The sequence below is a fragment of the Alteromonas sp. MTD1 genome (assembly GCF_042848195.1).
In the GTDB taxonomy this organism is placed as follows: Bacteria; Pseudomonadota; Gammaproteobacteria; order Enterobacterales; family Alteromonadaceae; genus Alteromonas.
On record NZ_BTGG01000014.1, the window covers coordinates 1 to 16,750 of the forward strand.

The 16,750-nt window shown below is 44.4% G+C and carries 15 protein-coding genes and 4 tRNA genes; 6 read left to right on the top strand and 13 right to left on the bottom strand.

What is annotated here, in order from left to right; genetic code table 11:
• Window positions 1-33: 33 nt before the first annotated feature.
• From ACGHAV_RS16535 to ACGHAV_RS16575, 9 genes are all read right to left on the bottom strand, one after another.
• Window positions 34-109: transfer RNA gene (locus tag ACGHAV_RS16535), tRNA-Gln, on the bottom strand.
• Between the two features lie 4 nt (window positions 110-113).
• Window positions 114-198: transfer RNA gene (locus tag ACGHAV_RS16540), tRNA-Leu, on the bottom strand.
• Window positions 199-231: 33 nt separating this feature from the next.
• A tRNA-Met gene (locus ACGHAV_RS16545) sits at window positions 232-308 on the bottom strand.
• A gap of 173 nt (window positions 309-481) precedes the next feature.
• Window positions 482-1,453, bottom strand: coding sequence for a peptidylprolyl isomerase (locus ACGHAV_RS16550; RefSeq protein ID WP_390383185.1), 972 nt, complete (start codon window positions 1,451-1,453; stop codon window positions 482-484).
• Between the two features lie 146 nt (window positions 1,454-1,599).
• On the bottom strand, window positions 1,600-5,010 hold the full coding sequence (locus ACGHAV_RS16555) for a M36 family metallopeptidase (protein ID WP_390383188.1): 3,411 nt from the start codon (window positions 5,008-5,010) through the stop codon (window positions 1,600-1,602).
• A gap of 362 nt (window positions 5,011-5,372) precedes the next feature.
• Entirely contained in the window at window positions 5,373-6,464 is a 1,092-nt protein-coding gene (ychF, locus tag ACGHAV_RS16560; protein ID WP_071814375.1) for a redox-regulated ATPase YchF, read from the bottom strand.
• A gap of 40 nt (window positions 6,465-6,504) precedes the next feature.
• Complete coding sequence (gene pth / locus ACGHAV_RS16565; protein ID WP_390383190.1) at window positions 6,505-7,086, bottom strand: aminoacyl-tRNA hydrolase; 582 nt, start codon at window positions 7,084-7,086, stop codon at window positions 6,505-6,507.
• Between the two features lie 5 nt (window positions 7,087-7,091).
• Window positions 7,092-7,718: a 50S ribosomal protein L25/general stress protein Ctc gene (locus tag ACGHAV_RS16570; RefSeq protein WP_390383194.1), complete on the bottom strand. Its 627-nt coding sequence runs from the start codon at window positions 7,716-7,718 to the stop codon at window positions 7,092-7,094.
• A gap of 222 nt (window positions 7,719-7,940) precedes the next feature.
• Window positions 7,941-8,414, bottom strand: coding sequence for a ribose-phosphate pyrophosphokinase (locus ACGHAV_RS16575; protein ID WP_390383197.1), 474 nt, complete (start codon window positions 8,412-8,414; stop codon window positions 7,941-7,943).
• Between the two features lie 95 nt (window positions 8,415-8,509).
• Here ACGHAV_RS16575 and ACGHAV_RS16580 point away from each other — a divergent pair, with 95 nt between their 5' ends.
• Window positions 8,510-8,641, top strand: a complete 132-nt coding sequence (locus ACGHAV_RS16580; RefSeq protein WP_390383199.1) for a hypothetical protein — start codon at window positions 8,510-8,512, stop codon at window positions 8,639-8,641.
• Here ACGHAV_RS16580 and ACGHAV_RS16585 read toward each other — a convergent pair.
• From ACGHAV_RS16585 to lolB, 4 genes are all read right to left on the bottom strand, one after another.
• Complete coding sequence (locus tag ACGHAV_RS16585) at window positions 8,638-9,585, bottom strand: ribose-phosphate pyrophosphokinase (protein WP_334015027.1); 948 nt, start codon at window positions 9,583-9,585, stop codon at window positions 8,638-8,640. The genes ACGHAV_RS16580 and ACGHAV_RS16585 overlap by 4 nt on opposite strands.
• 33 nt (window positions 9,586-9,618) lie before the next feature.
• Window positions 9,619-9,694 (bottom strand) — tRNA-Gln (locus ACGHAV_RS16590).
• A 33-nt stretch (window positions 9,695-9,727) separates the two neighbouring features.
• Complete coding sequence (ispE, locus tag ACGHAV_RS16595) at window positions 9,728-10,603, bottom strand: 4-(cytidine 5'-diphospho)-2-C-methyl-D-erythritol kinase (protein ID WP_390383203.1); 876 nt, start codon at window positions 10,601-10,603, stop codon at window positions 9,728-9,730.
• A complete protein-coding gene (lolB, locus tag ACGHAV_RS16600) occupies window positions 10,588-11,217 on the bottom strand; it encodes a lipoprotein insertase outer membrane protein LolB (RefSeq protein WP_390383206.1) in 630 nt (209 codons plus the stop codon). Before lolB ends, ispE begins: the two co-directional genes overlap by 16 nt.
• A 132-nt stretch (window positions 11,218-11,349) precedes the next feature.
• On the opposite strand from lolB, the gene hemA reads away from it, so the two are divergent.
• The 5 genes from hemA (at window position 11,350) to ACGHAV_RS16625 (ending at window position 16,737) form a co-directional block, all read left to right on the top strand.
• On the top strand, window positions 11,350-12,624 hold the full coding sequence (gene hemA, locus ACGHAV_RS16605) for a glutamyl-tRNA reductase (protein WP_390383209.1): 1,275 nt from the start codon (window positions 11,350-11,352) through the stop codon (window positions 12,622-12,624).
• A 15-nt stretch (window positions 12,625-12,639) separates the two neighbouring features.
• Window positions 12,640-13,725, top strand: a complete 1,086-nt coding sequence (prfA, locus tag ACGHAV_RS16610) for a peptide chain release factor 1 (RefSeq protein ID WP_390383212.1) — start codon at window positions 12,640-12,642, stop codon at window positions 13,723-13,725.
• 30 nt (window positions 13,726-13,755) lie between these two features.
• Entirely contained in the window at window positions 13,756-14,601 is an 846-nt protein-coding gene (prmC, locus tag ACGHAV_RS16615) for a peptide chain release factor N(5)-glutamine methyltransferase (RefSeq protein ID WP_390383215.1), read from the top strand.
• A gap of 94 nt (window positions 14,602-14,695) precedes the next feature.
• A complete protein-coding gene (locus ACGHAV_RS16620; protein WP_390383218.1) occupies window positions 14,696-16,261 on the top strand; it encodes a DUF3369 domain-containing protein in 1,566 nt (521 codons plus the stop codon).
• Window positions 16,262-16,365: 104 nt separating this feature from the next.
• Window positions 16,366-16,737: a SirB2 family protein gene (locus tag ACGHAV_RS16625; RefSeq protein ID WP_390383221.1), complete on the top strand. Its 372-nt coding sequence runs from the start codon at window positions 16,366-16,368 to the stop codon at window positions 16,735-16,737.
• Window positions 16,738-16,750 lie beyond the last annotated feature (13 nt).

Here is a 16,750-nt window from a genome sequence, read left to right on the forward strand (position 1 = left end):
GACGCTAGCTATATAAAATCATTCAAAAAAGAATGGCTGGGGTAACAGGACTCGAACCTATGAATGGCGGGATCAAAACCCGCTGCCTTACCAACTTGGCTATACCCCAGTTGTGGTGCGGAAGGAGAGACTTGAACTCTCACGCCGTGAAGCACTGGAACCTAAATCCAGCGTGTCTACCAATTCCACCACTTCCGCGCAGCTAGACTTTCCTAAGAGATAACAGAGAATTGGTGGCTACGGCGAGATTCGAACTTGCGACCCCATCATTATGAGTGATGTGCTCTAACCAACTGAGCTACGTAGCCTCTTTGTTTCTCTTCCCTCTCAGGAAGTGGCGCGTATTATGCGTATATGACTGGCAACCGTCAACCCCTTTTTTGCTAACTTTTTTTAAATGCTCATTATGTGTTCGTTAGGGTATGAATAACGCACAAAAAGCAGTGAAATTGAACAACTTGAGGTGAATTATGTTGTTAAGCTACCATGGTGAAGTACTTGATTTTGTTTGGTAATAACACACGTCTATGGGTCTTGGGCCATAACTATTGTCATGAAAAAATGGGTTATCTAAGTGTTTGCCCGTTTGAATACGTTTTTTAAATTCTTCATGGTGTGCAGTTTGAATAATATACGGCGTATTGTTTTCATCGTGTACATAAGCACGTTTAATTTTGCTGTTATTGGTTATATTTTTAAGTACGCCACCTTGTGATAAGTCTCCTCGAGGAAGTTTTTGTAGTATTTGCATACCTTCAACTACTCTGCCTACCACCGACATGTTTCTGTCTAGGTGTCGCGGTGCTTGCCCTATAACAATGTAAAACTCAGTACTTGCCGTATCTTTCTCACTATTTCTAGCAAAAGCCACTACGCCAGGACAGTGTAAACCCCACATTTCTTTTTTCTGTTCATCTATGCCCACTGGAAAGCCATCAACAAAACCTGTTTTAGGAGCAAACATGTCGTTGTCTTCAATAACTTGAGCATTACTTGAAAGAGGTTGCGTAAACTCAGCGTTTAGTGGTGAAAGTAGCTGCGCATCAAATTTACTTTTATCATGGCCGTCGTTACTGCCAGCTTGGGCCACAAACCCATCTATAACGCGATAGAAACTTTGATTGTCGTAGAAACCGGCATTTACGAGCGCTTTAAATCTCGCAACATGGGTAGGTGCAAGAGTGGGGTGAAGCGCTATAACTACATCTCCATAAGAAGTTTCAAAGGTTAAGGTATTCCTTTTTGCTACCTCAAACCACGGTGCATTATTGTTATTGATAGGCTTTTCATAAACTTCGCTTTGGTTATTATCGGCATGTACGGACGTTACCTCAAAAATGAAGAGCAGCAAGGAAGTAATAATTACGCTAACGTTTCTATTTAAACACCAAACGTTTTTCAGATGTGTTTGTGCGAAGCTGTATGATGGCGAGCAAGTAAAAGTTCGGTTCATAAGTTAATCATGAGAAGAAGTTTAAAACGCTATATCAACATCTTTCATAATATCTTATCAAGCTGAAACGCAATTTGTTTTTTACAGAGTGTAAATTGAGGGATTCGCCCTCTACACATTGTGCAGAGGACTTTTATCAAACATCGTTACAATGGTAGAGACGTTAATTTTTGTGTAAGTGGATTAAACTCGAAACGCACGGTTCCTACCGTTGATTGTCCATTCTCATCTACATTCGAATCATTGATATCGCTTACAAGTTGGTCGATAACAACACGATATGATGTTGGTCCATTCGCCCAGCCGTTAACACGCGCACGATATGTTTTACCCGGTACCACACCGCCGCCTACTTGCTCATTAGAGCCAAGGTTTCCGGACGTTGCCATTATATTCCCGTTTTCATCGAGTAATTCAAAGTCGAGATCTGGTACCGCAACTACCTCTGCGTCAGCGCTCAATGTTGCGATAACACTTGAAGCGCTAGGTAATGCAACGAATGGAATATCAACGTAATCTACGCCATTGACAAGTGACTCGTCTGCAGCACCAATTAGGATGATACCAGTATGTTCCTCTACGTTGTGGTAAACCACCGACTGTTCTTTCGGTGGAGAAACGTCATTTGTTGCGGTTTCGCCAATTCCTCGAGAAGAGGCACCTGCTTCAAAACCACTAACCCTTGCTTCGAACGTAAATAGCTTACCTTCGGGGTTATTAAATTTAAGATGACGTAATTTTGAAAGGCGGTCTGCATCGAGTGATTGATCAAAACGAAAACGCGCGATGTCACCCTGTTGCCCCGAACCGTCGTTGTCAGCGTTTGTTACTGTAATATTTTTGTTACTAATGTGAGTGATGTCAAAATCGATAGGGCCGTAGATACGCTCATCGCTTTTGTTCACTAGTGCAAGATCAACAGCGAAGACGTTGTTGTTAAAGCTTACGTTACCAATTTTGTAGTCAACTCTGTCGCTAACGTCTAACGCATTCAACCCCGTTGATGCAATGCCAGACATTGCAGAGAACCCTACTTGTTTTGTGTCATTTTGCGCAATGCTTCGCACCACATATTCGTAGTCAAAAGAATCAATGCCTTGTCCTGCTCCACGACCGAAGCCTTGACCTTTGTCTAAATACGAAGTGCCACCAATTACAAAATCAACGTGCGTAAAGCCGTCGAAGGTGACGTCACCATCAAAGTACTCACGGTTAGGCACGCCAGTGAAAAGGCGTGCACTACTGCCTTTTCTGCGCTTAAGCACTTGGTATCCCAGTGCGCCAGGCACGGTATCCCACGTTATTTCGATTGCTTTTTCAGAGACAATGAACGCATCTACTGTTGAAGGCGTTGCTGGTTGTTCCTGATTAGCAGTGAAATTACTTACCGCTGTTGAAATCGTCTGACGACCGCCTGATGGTGCTTTTGCGTTAACCCCTAATTCACGCGCAGCAAAAACGCGCTCAATAAGTGCGTGGTGTTTACCCGGCGCTGTAAGATCAAGTGGGTCCGTTGGGTAAAGTGCCGCGTCTGCTATCATGACCGCGTCTCGCGCTTTAACAAATGTATCAGGTGCGGTAATTCCTAACACATACATTGAACCTAAAAATATGCGTTCCCAGGTCTCTTTACCCAGACTGGCTGGGTCGGTCGGATCACCGGTAACTTTATTGGGACGCTTAAACTGGCTGTCAGGTAACATGGCAACCATGAATTCACGTAAGTCCCACATGGCACCAGCGTAGATCTCGCCGTCACGGTGAACTTGGAAAGCGTTGTCACGAGTACCTAACTGTGAGTAGCGAATTTGGCTTTGTGCAGAGCGGATAAACTCAAATGAGTCTGGATCTGTCCCACGTTCTCTTAATACTTTTCTGAGGTCACACGAGTTTACGGGATAGGTACCTAGATCTGGTGTTTCACCAATAGTATATGCCCATAAATCTGCTTGCCCCTCATTAAGTGCGCCCCCTTCCGGTTCACCTTCGAATCCTGCAATTGGTGTGATCGTCGCATGCGTGCCTTCGTGAATAGGTACCGAGAAGTCCATTGCTAAGTTGTTGAATAGGTAACCATGTCCGTATGCTGTTGGGTTAACGACCACTTCTTCACCCGCAATTTCTTGAGATAGTGGCACAGCAAAGGCATTATCAAGACCCAACAACTTAGCCAAAAACTCTGGATCAGCTGGGTTATCTGGAGCATCTAATACGTTTGGTATATGAACCACACCAACAAGTGGAACAGCTTCGTTAGGGTAGCTATTTGGGAAAGAACCTTCACCCACGCCGCGACTATGAACACTGTCGCCATCTTTATGCATGTAATCTAGGTACTCTAGTAGCGTTGTAATGTAGATAAATTGACTAATACCGTCGATGTGATGAGCAGGTGATGGGGTTACGTGATCATTTTCTTTCGGACGTGCTTCAATTGCCGCATCTTCACTGAAATGGTAGGTACCTGCTGCTGCTTGCGCAAATGGCCCTTTAGTTAATAACGCACTTTCAATTAATGCATGCTTACCTGTTAGAAGTCCTTCAACACCCGTGACAAAATTAGAGTCGTTGAACTTGCGAAGGTTAATTCGCTCCATCCCTTTAGGTTTGCCAGTGAAGCCACCGTTCTCATCTTCGATAAGACAATCGCCCTGCATAGATGCAGTAATGGGCGGAAACGTCGGAAAATAGTCTGCAGTAGGTTGAATAATGCCTGTATCGGTTACTGGGTTTACTGGAAGAATGGTTTTCACGCGGTCTGTGCGCGCTAAAATATCACCCGTTTGCGCATCTACAGTGTATTCAAATACGCCAAATGGGTTTGTTGAATAAAAGAAAAAGCGCCATGCAAGCTTTAACTGATCATTGTCTTGCACGACAATTTTTTGGGGAATTGGTTTTGAGAAAACACCAAGTGCTTTTTCGATTTGCGTAAATGCGGGTGTTAGCACTTCAAGTGCTTCTGTGGGGAGTACTTTGGCATGTTTCGCAATATCGTTTTCAGCAACACGAACTGCATTTTGCGCAGACAAACTAACGTTGTTAGACAACTCAGCATCGCTGACGGTGTCAACGAATACTGCACGTACAACTTGGGCATCATCGATAAGTAAACCCAATCCGCGATCTTTAATTTTTACGCCGTTTATCACTTGATCGAAGCGTACTAAATTTCCGCCTAGCGCCTTTTTGCTGCGAAATGGATTAAAGACAAAGTCGTTGGCTGTAAGACCACCTAGGAGTGATGCGTATTGACTTATAAAATCTAGTCCCATCATCTCTGGTGATGAACCCGCAACGTCAATGGCAAAACCAAATGCGGTGTCTAAATTCCCGTTAGTTGTGCGTACTGTGGCGTTAGAGAACGCGCTGGTAAGTTCACTAAGAGAGTTTTGCATTGCAACATTCGCTGCTGATTTACTGTAATTGTCAACCAGTGAAATGTTTCCAATTCTGTGGTCTGATGTATCTAGAGGGGCATGGATATGCTGGGTTGCACCCACTAATAGTGGCAGTGCAGCGGCAACAGCAGCACAAACAAGGCTTCTTTTTTTCATTATTAATTCCTTCAACGTGAGTGCGAACGGTTTTATCTACACAGCGTGTAATTAAAATGCGCTCGCTTTTTACACAGACAGAATCAACAAAAAGGTGTATTGGCTCTATAGGGGTAAACCACCATAGTTAACTACACAGACCAGTTATCTCTTTGGGAAAAGTATTCAGGCAATCAATAACTAAAAGGAAGTTAGATTTTTGGACAAAATAAAAATGGCTTGATGCAATAACTAAATGAAGTTGAATTTCTTTATGTAACAGTAGGGGGGAATTCAAGAGGTTTATTGAGTGATGTTATCAGTTGGCGGTGAGAGGCCAAGACGGCTGTAATAAAGCCATCTTGGCAACTTACAAAGGTGTGCTAAACGTTGAAGCGGAAGTGAATAACGTCACCGTCTTTAACGATGTAGTCTTTACCTTCTAGACGCCATTTACCTGCATCTTTAGCACCTTGTTCACCATTAAACTCAACGTAGTGGTCGTAGCTTACGATTTCGGCGCGAATAAAGCCTTTTTCGAAGTCGGTGTGAATTTTACCTGCGGCTTGCGGTGCAGTTGAACCTTCAGGGAACGTCCATGCACGTACTTCTTTAACACCGGCGGTGAAATAAGTTTGCAGTGTAAGTAGGCTGTAGCCAGCGCGGATAACGCGGTTAAGACCTGGCTCTTCTAAGCCCATGTCTTGCATGAATTCTTCACGCTCGTCATCTTCAAGCTCGGCAATGTCAGCTTCAATAGCGGCACATACTGCAACTACCGTTGCGTTTTCGCCAGCAGCAATTTCACGTACTTGGTCAAGGTAAGGGTTATTTTCAAAACCGTCTTCGTTAACGTTCGCTACGTACATGGTCGGCTTAAGCGTTAGCATGTTCATGTAGCTAATGGCGGCAAGCTCTTCTTTTGAAAGCTCAAGTGAGCGAAGCAATAGGCCTTCATCAAGGTGCGGCTTAATCTTCTCAAGTACTTTCATTTCGTACTTGGCATCAGCGTCACCACCTTTTGCGCGCTTAGCAACGCGGTGAAGGGCTTTTTCTGTTGTTTCAAGGTCAGCGAGTGCAAGCTCAGTGTTGATAACATCAATGTCATCTTTCGGGCTAACGCGACCGGCAACGTGAACAATGTTTTCATCGTCAAAGCAGCGAACTACGTGACCAATGGCGTCTGTCTCGCGGATGTTTGCTAAGAACTTGTTACCAAGACCTTCACCTTTTGATGCACCTTCAACCAAGCCAGCAATGTCTACGAATTCCATTGTTGTTGGTATTACGCGCTGAGGATTTACAATCTCAGCTAGCTTGTCCAAACGAAGATCTGGTACAGGTACTACACCAGTGTTTGGCTCGATAGTACAGAAGGGGAAGTTCGCCGCTTCAATACCCGCTTTTGTTAATGCATTGAAAAGTGTTGATTTACCTACGTTTGGTAGGCCAACAATACCGCATTTAAAACCCATGGTATGGATCCTTGTTTGGAAAAGTAATCACTGATGTAGGTTACGCTTTATGCGAGTGTAACCTGTTTTGCGCTTGCTTTAAGTCTTCTTTTAGCAGAATTTCCGTGCAGCGAACCGCCTCGTCAATGGCGCTTTCTATTGCCGATTTCTCATCTGCTGGTGGCTTGCCTAGTACATGACCCGTTACACGGCTTTTATGCCCTGGATGGCCAATACCAATGCGCAAACGCAAAAAATTCTTGTTGTTACCCATTTTTGCCACAATGTCACGCACGCCATTTTGACTTGAGCTGCCGCCCACTTTGTATTTTGCTACGCCGGGAGGCAAGTCAAGTTCGTCAAACGCTACTAGTATTTGTTCTGGTTCAATTCGGTAGAAGTTAGCAAGTGCTGCAACCGCTTGACCACTTTTATTCATGAAAGTAGTAGGGTAGAGCAAACGAATATCTTTGCCTGCAATCGTGATACGTGCAGTCTTACCGAAGAATTTGGTTTCTGGTTTTAGCGGGGCGTTATAGGTGTCGGCAAGTTGGTTTAGAAACCATTCACCGGCATTGTGTCGGGTATTTTCATATTCGGGGCCTGGATTACCCAGACCCACGATAAGGCGAATATCAGCCAAGAGGATTATTCCTCAGTAGCTTCTTCTTCGCTGTCTTCAGCTGCTGCGCCTTTAGCAGGCTTAACAGTTACAACCGCTAGGTCGTGAGCTTCGTCGTTCTTAGCAAGTTCAACAGAAGAAACGCCAGCTGGAAGTGTAAGGTCAGACAAGTGTAGTGTTTGACCCATTTCAACGCCTGCCATGTCTACTTCGATGAACTCTGGAAGGTTCTTAGGTAGACAAGTAACTTCGATTTCTGTTAGGTGATGCTCAGCAACACCGCCAGCTTTAACCGCTGCAGATTTCTCTTCGTTGATGAAGTGAACAGGAACGTTAGTGTGTACAGCTTGACCAGCGATTACACGTTGGAAATCGATGTGAGTGATCTTAGGCTTGAACGGGTGGCGTTGCATATCTTTAACAAGAACTTCAGTTGCTTTACCGTCTACATTCAAAGTAAGAACGTGTGAGTAAAACGCTTCAAATTCAGAAGCTTGAAATACTTTGTTATGTGCAAGCGTGATAGAAACTGGCGCTTCTTCACCACCGTAGATGATACCTGGAAGCTTATCTTCGCGACGTAGGCGGCGGCTCGCACCTTTCCCTAGGTCTGTACGAACAGATGCGTCTAGGTTAAAAATTGCTTCAGACATTGTCTGTCTCCAATTATAAAGTCTAATGGTGTAGGTTTTTGCGACCAAAACCTACTGTTAAAGCGTGTTGTAATGTCGGTGTTTTAACAACAAAACGCACAATAAAACACTACCCTGAATTTCAAGGGCGGCGAATTCTAACATCACATACTGCAACATACAATTCTAAAGCCAATAAAAAAGCGCCTTAAACGGCGCTTTGATTTTTTGTCTTTATGGTGCTTATTCAATCGCTATTTTATTAGTTACTTTGCTGCTATCTATAATTTCAACGCTGGTAACTTGTAGTACTGTTCCAAACTGCGTAAATGTCATCATTTTAGGCTTAGGAACACCGGTAACTTTAGCTATTAAGCCATTTTGTTGAAACTGTTCTTCTAAGTTATGAAGGGTATATTTGTCACCGCTTTCGGCAATGAGTGCGTAAAATCCACCTTCAAGCTCTTTGAAAATGATGCTGCCTGTCAGGATTACTTCGTCGTCAACTGACACATCTTTTGCTATAGGCTCTGGGGTTGGTTTTGCGGTAAGCGTGGTAGGTAACTCTTTGCTTGCCGGTTGCGGTGCTTTTTCTGGCATAGCGTTACTAGATTTCTCAGCCATTAAATTCTCTCCTGACTCCTCTTCGCCTGAACATGCTGTGAGTGATAATGAGGCAGTTAATAATGCAACAATAGTTAGCGCTGTAGACTTCATTTTTATTCCTTTTTAAAGCACGTTTTTTGTTACATTAGCGCGAGTAGCTGCTATATGCAAAGCTTGCGATTAAACCATATGTAACAAGCTGTGGCATGCAAATATACAACGCTTATGAAAATGGTATTCGTAAACTAGAAGTGGGCTTTGGTGTCTTTGAACAAAAAAGACGAGCACTAGGCTCGCCTTTTGGAATAAGCGTGTTTGTATTTAAGCTCGATGCTTAGTATTCAAACATGGCAGAAATAGATTCTTCGTTGCTGATACGACGAATAGTTTCTGCAAGCATTTCAGACAAGGTAAGTTGCTTAACTTTGCCCATCTTCTTCATTTCGCTGCTTAGCGGAATTGAATCGGTAACGACAATCTCGTCAATTACAGACTCTTTCAGGTTATTCACTGCATTGCCTGAGAAGATGGCGTGAGTTGCGTAAGCATACACTTTACGCGCGCCGTGTGCTTTTAACGCTTCGGCTGCTTTTGCTAGTGTGCCACCAGTGTCGATCATGTCATCTACAATAATGCAGTCTCTGTCTTTAACGTCACCGATGATGTTCATTACCTGAGCAACATTCGCCTTAGGACGGCGTTTGTCGATAATGGCAAGGTCGGTATCGTTAAGCAGTTTTGCTGTTGCGCGAGCACGAACTACACCACCAATGTCTGGCGATACAACAACAGGCGACACAAAGTCACGTCGTTCCATATCTGCAAGCAGAATTGGCGTACCGAATGCGTTATCAACAGGAACATCGAAGAACCCTTGAATTTGCTCGGCGTGAAGGTCGATAGTTAGAACGCGGTCAACACCTACGTTAGAAAGGAAGTCAGCCACAACTTTCGCAGTAATTGGTACCCTAGCTGAACGAACACGACGGTCTTGACGTGCATAACCAAAATAAGGAATTACAGCCGTAATACGACCTGCTGATGCGCGGCGCAACGCGTCGATCATCACAATAAGTTCCATAAGGTTATCGTTAGTAGGTGCACACGTAGACTGGATAATAAAAACGTCCGAGCCACGGACGTTTTCATGAATTTCTACGCTAATTTCACCGTCACTGAAACGGCCAACTTTGGCATTTCCAAGTTTGGTGTAGAGGCGATCGGCAACTTTCTGGGCAAGTTCTGGTACGGCATTACCTGCAAAGAGCTTCATATCTGGCACAAGTGGTTCCTCAGTGCGTTGATAAAAGAGGTTTGGCTGGGGTAGCAGGACTCGAACCTACGAATGGCGGGATCAAAACCCGCTGCCTTACCAACTTGGCTATACCCCAATTTTTAAGTTCTTGTCCGATGTGGCGTTCACGCTATTTTTGTTGTTCTAATTTATCTAATAGTGGTGAGCGATTCACACCTTTTGCAACAAAACTTTGCCAAGTGTCAGGCATTTCAGCCTTAACTTGTTCAGCTAAAGTGTAGTCAGAAAAAGCGGCAAATACACATGCACCTGTGCCCGTCATTCGCGACGGTGCGTAGTGTACCAACCACTGTAATAATTTTGCAACTTCGGGATGGCAATTCGCGACTAATTGCTGACAATCATTGTGGGTATTTTCGAATTTATAGTCTTCCCATTTCATTGCAGGTGTGGTTCTAGGTAAATCTGGCGACCTAAACACCTCGGCGGTACTTACATGCACGTTAGGATTTGCCACTAAGTAGTATTTCTCTTCTTGTGGTGCAGCGGTAATCTCTTCACCTACACCGCCCGCAAAGGCAGTAAGACCACGCACAAAAATAGGTACATCCGCACCTAAAGATAGGCCAAGTTCAGCAAGCGCATCTTCCTGTAAACCCGTGCTCCACAGGTGATTAAGCGCAACAAGTGTGGTAGCTGCATTGGAAGAACCGCCACCGATACCGCCGCCCATTGGTAAGCGTTTATCGAGGCTAATACTCACCCCACCTTTATAGCCTGTTTCTTTTGCGAGAAGTCGCGCTGCTTTAATAATTAAATTTTCATCGTCGGGCACACCCTCAAGTGGCGTTGCCATTTTTATGGTGGAATTTTGTACTACTGTAAAGGCTAGCCTGTCGCCATAATCTAGCATTTGAAAAAGGCTTTGTAGTTGATGATAGCCATTTTCATATCTGCCTAATATATGTAGGAACAAATTTAGTTTTGCCGGAGAAGGCCACCAATCGAGTGGCTGAGATGCTTGGTTATTCAATTGAGCGTCCACTGATAAATCTTTATTTTTAATTGTGTTTTAGGCGAGTTTTCGGTTTCTACCTGAGTTAACGTAATGGAATGAGGTAGCCAAACCTGTTCAGCGTTAGTGGTTTCAACGCTGCCGTAATTGTCATAACTTACCTGCCAATTCCTGCAGTAATTACATTCGCTTTCAAGCGTATTCACCAGGCCTTTGTCCGTTAAGGTGTATTTGTCGCCTGCAAGCGGTAAGCCTTTTACCCAAGACAACAATGAGTCTACGGGAATAATCAGACCGGTGACTTGGTATATCAATGGCTCTGGCTCAACATCTTTGTAGGTTTCACCATCGGCTTCTAGTATTGATTGTTCGTTATCAACCGTTAGGTCGACCAACGTTACGCCTAAAAAATTGGTTAATCGAAAATCAAAATCGCCGGAATCGTTTTTCCAATTTAAGTTAACGCTAGCGCCTTCTTTTCCCTGGCGAAAAGCAATTTTTCCGCGCATTTGCCATTGGTTAACGTCGGCCACTTTTTTAAGCTGTGCAGTAAGGTTTACCGCTTGTTTAGGGCCTTCGGGCACAGTAGTACATGCGCTTACCAAAACTAAAAGCAGCCCAAAAAAGAGAATTTTTCGTATCATCAAAGGTTACGCACCCAGCAAAATATAAATGGTAAATTATTGAAACAATATGGGAACACAGATTCACCAACACTTTCAATCATTTTGGCTTTTTCGTACAATGCCGCTCCGACGTTGCCAGCACAGATTTTAATGACTTTACTCGCCCTTGGTATTAACCATAAAACAGCGCCCGTAGCACTACGTGAAAAAGTGGCTTTTACACCAGACTCTTTGGTGGAAGCGCTGGCGAGCTTAAAAAAGTTAGATGGTGTTGACGAGTCAGTGATTGTGTCTACCTGCAACCGCACCGAGCTTTATGTAAACGCTGAAGATGAAAGCGGGCAAAAGCTACTTAAGTGGTTAAGCGATTTTCACCGTCTTGATATCAATGAAATAGCGGATAACAGCTACATTTTATCGCAAGATGATGCGGTAAAGCACATTATGCGTGTAGCAAGTGGTTTAGATTCGTTAATTTTAGGTGAGCCTCAAATTCTTGGGCAAGTGAAACAAGCTTATGGTGATGCTAAGCATTCTGGCATGATCAACAGCGAATTCGACAAGCTGTTTCAGCATACCTTTTCTGTGGCAAAGCGCGTTAGAAGCGAAACGGAAATTGGTGCAAACGCGGTAAGCGTTGCTTATGCAGCCGTTCAACTTGCTAAACATATTTTTGCTGAACTGCCGAAGCGTTCAGTATTGCTCGTTGGTGCGGGTGAAACCATCGAGCTAGTAGCTCAGCACTTAAAAGAGCAGGGCGTTAATAAGTTAGCCGTGGCTAATAGAACTGTTGCGCGCGCAGAAGCGCTTGCCGAAACGCTGGGCGCAAGTGTTTACACGCTGTCTCAGGTGCCCGAGCATCTAAAAGATTTCGATATTGTTATTAGTTCTACGGCAAGCCAGCTACCTTTAATAGGTAAGGGCATGGTAGAGAAAGCGCTTAAACAGCGTAAAAACATGCCAATGTTCCTTGTTGACCTTGCGGTGCCGCGAGATATCGAATCGGAAGTTAATGAGTTAGGCGACGCGTATTTATATACGGTTGACGACTTACAACACATTGTTCAAAAGAACTTAGAGAACAGAGAGCAAGCTGCACAGGAAGCTGAAAAGCTTATTGAAAAACAAGCTGGCGACTACATGACATGGAAACAGTCACAGCAATCGATAGATTTAGTAAGGCAATATCGTCAAAAGGGCATGGCACAGCGAGACGATATTGTTGAAAAAGCAAAAGCGCAATTAGCGGAAGGCAAAGATGCCGATGCGGTGTTAGAAGAGATGGCGTATAAACTAACTAATGCGCTACTGCACCCAACAACCCTAGCGCTGCGCGAAGCGGCCATGCATGACGACCCTGCGTTAAGCCGTTGGATGGGGCAAGCATTAGCATTGTCTGACTTTTCGTCAGATGAGAATAAATAAGGTAATAAAAAGCATATGAAAGAGTCGGTAGTAAGAAAGCTCGAACATCTTGTAGAGCGTTTCGAAGAAGTTCAGGCGCTGTTAGGCGACCCTGAAGTTATCGGCGATCAAGATAAGTTTAGAAACTTATCAAAAGAATTTAGCCAACTAGAAGACGTGGTAGCGGGTTTTAACGCATACCAGCAGGCGCAAGAGAACTTAGCGTCTGCACAAGAAATGCTAAATGAAGATGACGCCGAAATGCGTGAAATGGCGCAAGAGGAAATGAAAGAGGCTAAGGCTGACATCGAGCGCCTTGAAACCGAGCTTCAAGTACTGTTGCTGCCAAAAGATCCGAATGACGACAATAACTGCTTCTTAGAAATTCGTGCCGGAGCGGGCGGTGATGAAGCAGCGATATTTGCCGGTGATTTATTCCGCATGTACAGTCGCTATGCGGAGAGCCGCGGATGGCGTGTAGAGCTTGTGAATGCCAACGAAGGCGAGCACGGCGGCTACAAAGAAGTTATCGCTAATGTTAGTGGCGATGGCGTGTATGGCGTATTGAAATTTGAGTCGGGCGGACACCGCGTACAGCGCGTTCCTGAAACCGAGTCACAGGGTCGAATTCACACATCGGCTTGTACGGTTGCTGTACTTCCTGAAATTCCAGAGTCAGAAGCCATTGAGATTAACCCTGCAGAGCTTCGTGTTGATACCTTCCGTGCATCAGGTGCCGGTGGTCAGCACGTTAACAAAACCGACTCTGCGATTCGTATTACTCACTTACCAACCGGCTTGGTGGTTGAGTGCCAGGACGAGCGTTCTCAGCATAAAAACAGAGCCAAAGCGATGTCGGTATTGCAAGCGCGTTTGAATCAAATTGAAGAAGAAAAACGTGCGGCAGAAGAAGCGTCTACGCGTAAGAGCCTAGTGGGCAGTGGCGATCGTTCTGAGCGAATTAGAACGTACAACTTCCCTCAGGGCCGCGTTACCGACCATCGTATCAATCTTACTATTTACCGCTTAGACGAAGTGGTAGAGGGTGACTTGAAACAATTAGTCGACCCTATTCTGCAAGAGCATCAAGCAGACTTGTTAGCGTCACTGTCTGACGAATAACGGCTAGCAACAATAGTCATATGAATAGCCATGCGAATTGATGCTGCGCTAGCGTGGGCCAGCAATGAACTAGAGGGCGGCGAGTCGCCCTCGGTTGACGCCAAAGTACTGTTAGCCAGTGTATTAAATCAATCTCAAACCTACCTTTTTACTTGGCCTGATAAGCTATTAAGTGAATCGCAGTTGCACGCCTACAAAGCTGCGGTTTTGCGTCGTAAAAAGGGCGAGCCGGTGGCCTATATAACGGGCAGTCGCGATTTCTGGACACTCACGCTGTCTACCTCACCACACACACTTATTCCGCGTCCCGACACCGAAGTGTTGATTGAGCATGTTCTTGCATGGGCACAAGTACGCACAGCCCAAGTTGCTGCGCCATTATCGCTTTGCGACTTGGGTACTGGAACAGGTGCAATTGCACTGTCGCTTGCCTCAGAGCTGCCAAAAAGTGATGTTATCGGCGTGGATTTCCTTGAAGAAGCTGTAGTATTGGCTAAACGCAACGCGCAAACCAACAACATTACAAATGCGTTATTCATTCAAAGTGATTGGTTTTCGGCGCTTGAGGGACAGGTGTTCGATGCCATTGTGTCTAACCCGCCGTATATTGAGCTTGAAGACCCGCATCTTAATGAGGGTGATGTGCGGTTTGAGCCTAAGAGCGCATTAACATCGGGCGAAGATGGATTAGACGACATTAAGCGTATTGTTAGTGATGCACCAGCGTATTTAAAAAAGGGTGGTTTAATTGCCTTCGAACACGGTTTTAACCAAGGCGCCGTAGTAAGAGCTTTATTAAGCAGCGCTGGCTTTAGCAACCCGAGCACTTACAAGGACTACGGCGGTAATGACAGAGTTACGCTAGCTACATTGTAAGCTTGCTAAAATTTGTCGATGCATTAGTATCTTGTGTATACAACAAGAACAGAAAAGACCGCTTTATCAGTCTTGATAGTACAGGATGTATCGAATGAACGAAGACTTTCTATTTGCTGATGATGAAGACGATATTGAACATGAAGACCTTGGCAGTTGGAAAATATTAGTTGTTGACGATGAGCCCGAGGTTCACGCCGTAACCAAGCTTGCGTTAAACGATTTCAGCTTAAACGGTAAAACCCTTGAGTTTATCAGCGCGCACAGTGGTGAAGAAGCTCGGAAATGCTTTAGAGAGCACGACGACATAGCCGTGGTGTTGCTGGATGTGGTAATGGAAACCGATGATGCAGGTTTACGCGTTGCAGAATACATCAGAAATGAATTAGATAATCACTTTACCCGCATCATCCTTCGCACTGGCCAGCCAGGTCAAGCACCCGAAAAAGATGTCATCATTAATTACGACATCAACGATTACAAATCTAAAACCGAGCTAACCGCACAAAAATTGTTTACGGTTATTATTGCCGCACTGCGCTCCTATCGCGACATCATTGTTATTGAAGAAAACCGTCGTGGCTTGGAAAAAATCATTGATGCGTCGGTAGACTTGTTTTCTTCTCGTTCGCTCGAAAAATTCATGCAGGGCATTATTCAGCAGTTAGCGTCTATTTTAGGGTGTTCAAAAGACGCCGCCTATATTACAACTGCTGTGGCCACTACCTCTAGAACGATGAACAACACAAACAATGGTGTTGGCGATGATGAGCTTTACGTGTTCGCAGGCAATGGCGAGTATGCCAGCAAAGAGGGTATACCGCTTAAAGATGCCATTAATTCTGCGGAATATGCCTTATGCTTACAGGCAATGCGAGATAAACAAATAGTGTATGCGGAAGATCATGTCGTAGCCTACTGTAACAGCAAATCGCACAACGGAGCGTTGTTGTATTTGTCGGGGTTACCAAGAAGGATAGGTGAGAGCGACAGACATCTTGTAAAGCGCTTCTCAGATAGCGTACAGCTTGCGTTTGATAATGTTTTGAAAACCGTCGATGTAGAGGAAACGCAACGAGAGATCATAGATAGGCTAGGTCAAGCACTTGAGCATCAAACTGATGCATTGAGCCACAATACTCGTATGGTAGAAATGGCTGCGCTTCTGGCGCAAAAAGCGGGTTTGAGTGAAGCTGAAATTCATGAGCTCAAACTGGCGATGCCGTTGCATGATATAGGTACTTCAATTGTACCTAAATCGATACTACAAAAAACGACACCGTTAACTGAAGACGAAAAGTTTGAAATTCAAAAGCATGCCGAATTTGGCTATCAGATTTTGAAAAGTTCAACACGGCCTACTATCCAACTAGCGGCTACGCTTGCGCGTCAGCATCATGAAAGATGGGATGGCAAGGGCTATCCCGATGGCCTAGCTAGAACAAATATTTTAGTACAAAGCCGAATTGCAACACTGGTGGATGTATTTGACGCATTGCTAAACAAGCGTCCCTACAAACCCTCGTGGAGTATTGAAAAAGTAGAAAGTGTATTAAAAGAAGAGAGCGGCAAACATTTCGACCCCAATCTGGTAGACTATCTACTTGAAAATCTCTCTGAATTTATGGCAATTCAGACGCTTTACCCCGACAATGTGTAACGCAGCTTGTTTGGTATACAACTAATGTTTTCACAGGTGCTATAAAGCACCTGTGTTGTTTTTAAATAAAACAAAACCAAATCAATAATAACAGGACACGTTTTATGTACATGATGACTAAACACTTGCACTTAACTGCAGTGGCACTCAGCATTTTATTTTTTATCTTTCGGTTTATTTGGTCTCAGTTCGACGCTAATGCGTTGTCGAAGAAATGGGTTAAAATTGCCCCCCATATTATTGATACTGTTTTACTGGCCAGCGCAATTTGGCTGTGTATTATTTTGTCGCAATATCCTTTAGTAAATGCATGGCTAACGTTCAAAGTTATCGGCGTCGTGCTTTACATTGTTTTTGGCTTGTTTGCACTTAAGAAAGCTAAAACGGCAGTGGGTCGCTGGGCGTTCTTCGTAGCTGCAATTGCCGTACTCATGGCAACAGCTATGGTAGCGGTAACTAAACAGCCTCTTTTTTAATAGTTAGTGGAAT

Excerpts from the sequence above, each read along its gene's own strand:
- ACGHAV_RS16575 (WP_390383197.1), bottom strand. The coding sequence starts at position 8,414 with ATGAAGTCTACAGCGCTAACTATTGTTGCATTATTAACTGCCTCATTA.
- prfA (WP_390383212.1), top strand. The coding sequence starts at position 12,640 with ATGAAAGAGTCGGTAGTAAGAAAGCTCGAACATCTTGTAGAGCGTTTC.
- ACGHAV_RS16550 (WP_390383185.1), bottom strand. The coding sequence starts at position 1,453 with ATGAACCGAACTTTTACTTGCTCGCCATCATACAGCTTCGCACAAACA.
- ACGHAV_RS16555 (WP_390383188.1), bottom strand. The coding sequence starts at position 5,010 with ATGAAAAAAAGAAGCCTTGTTTGTGCTGCTGTTGCCGCTGCACTGCCA.
- ychF (WP_071814375.1), bottom strand. The coding sequence starts at position 6,464 with ATGGGTTTTAAATGCGGTATTGTTGGCCTACCAAACGTAGGTAAATCA.
- ACGHAV_RS16620 (WP_390383218.1), top strand. The coding sequence starts at position 14,696 with ATGAACGAAGACTTTCTATTTGCTGATGATGAAGACGATATTGAACAT.
- ACGHAV_RS16580 (WP_390383199.1), top strand. The coding sequence starts at position 8,510 with ATGCAAATATACAACGCTTATGAAAATGGTATTCGTAAACTAGAAGTG.
- ACGHAV_RS16570 (WP_390383194.1), bottom strand. The coding sequence starts at position 7,718 with ATGTCTGAAGCAATTTTTAACCTAGACGCATCTGTTCGTACAGACCTA.
- prmC (WP_390383215.1), top strand. The coding sequence starts at position 13,756 with ATGCGAATTGATGCTGCGCTAGCGTGGGCCAGCAATGAACTAGAGGGC.
- hemA (WP_390383209.1), top strand. The coding sequence starts at position 11,350 with ATGACTTTACTCGCCCTTGGTATTAACCATAAAACAGCGCCCGTAGCA.
- lolB (WP_390383206.1), bottom strand. The coding sequence starts at position 11,217 with ATGATACGAAAAATTCTCTTTTTTGGGCTGCTTTTAGTTTTGGTAAGC.
- ACGHAV_RS16625 (WP_390383221.1), top strand. The coding sequence starts at position 16,366 with ATGTACATGATGACTAAACACTTGCACTTAACTGCAGTGGCACTCAGC.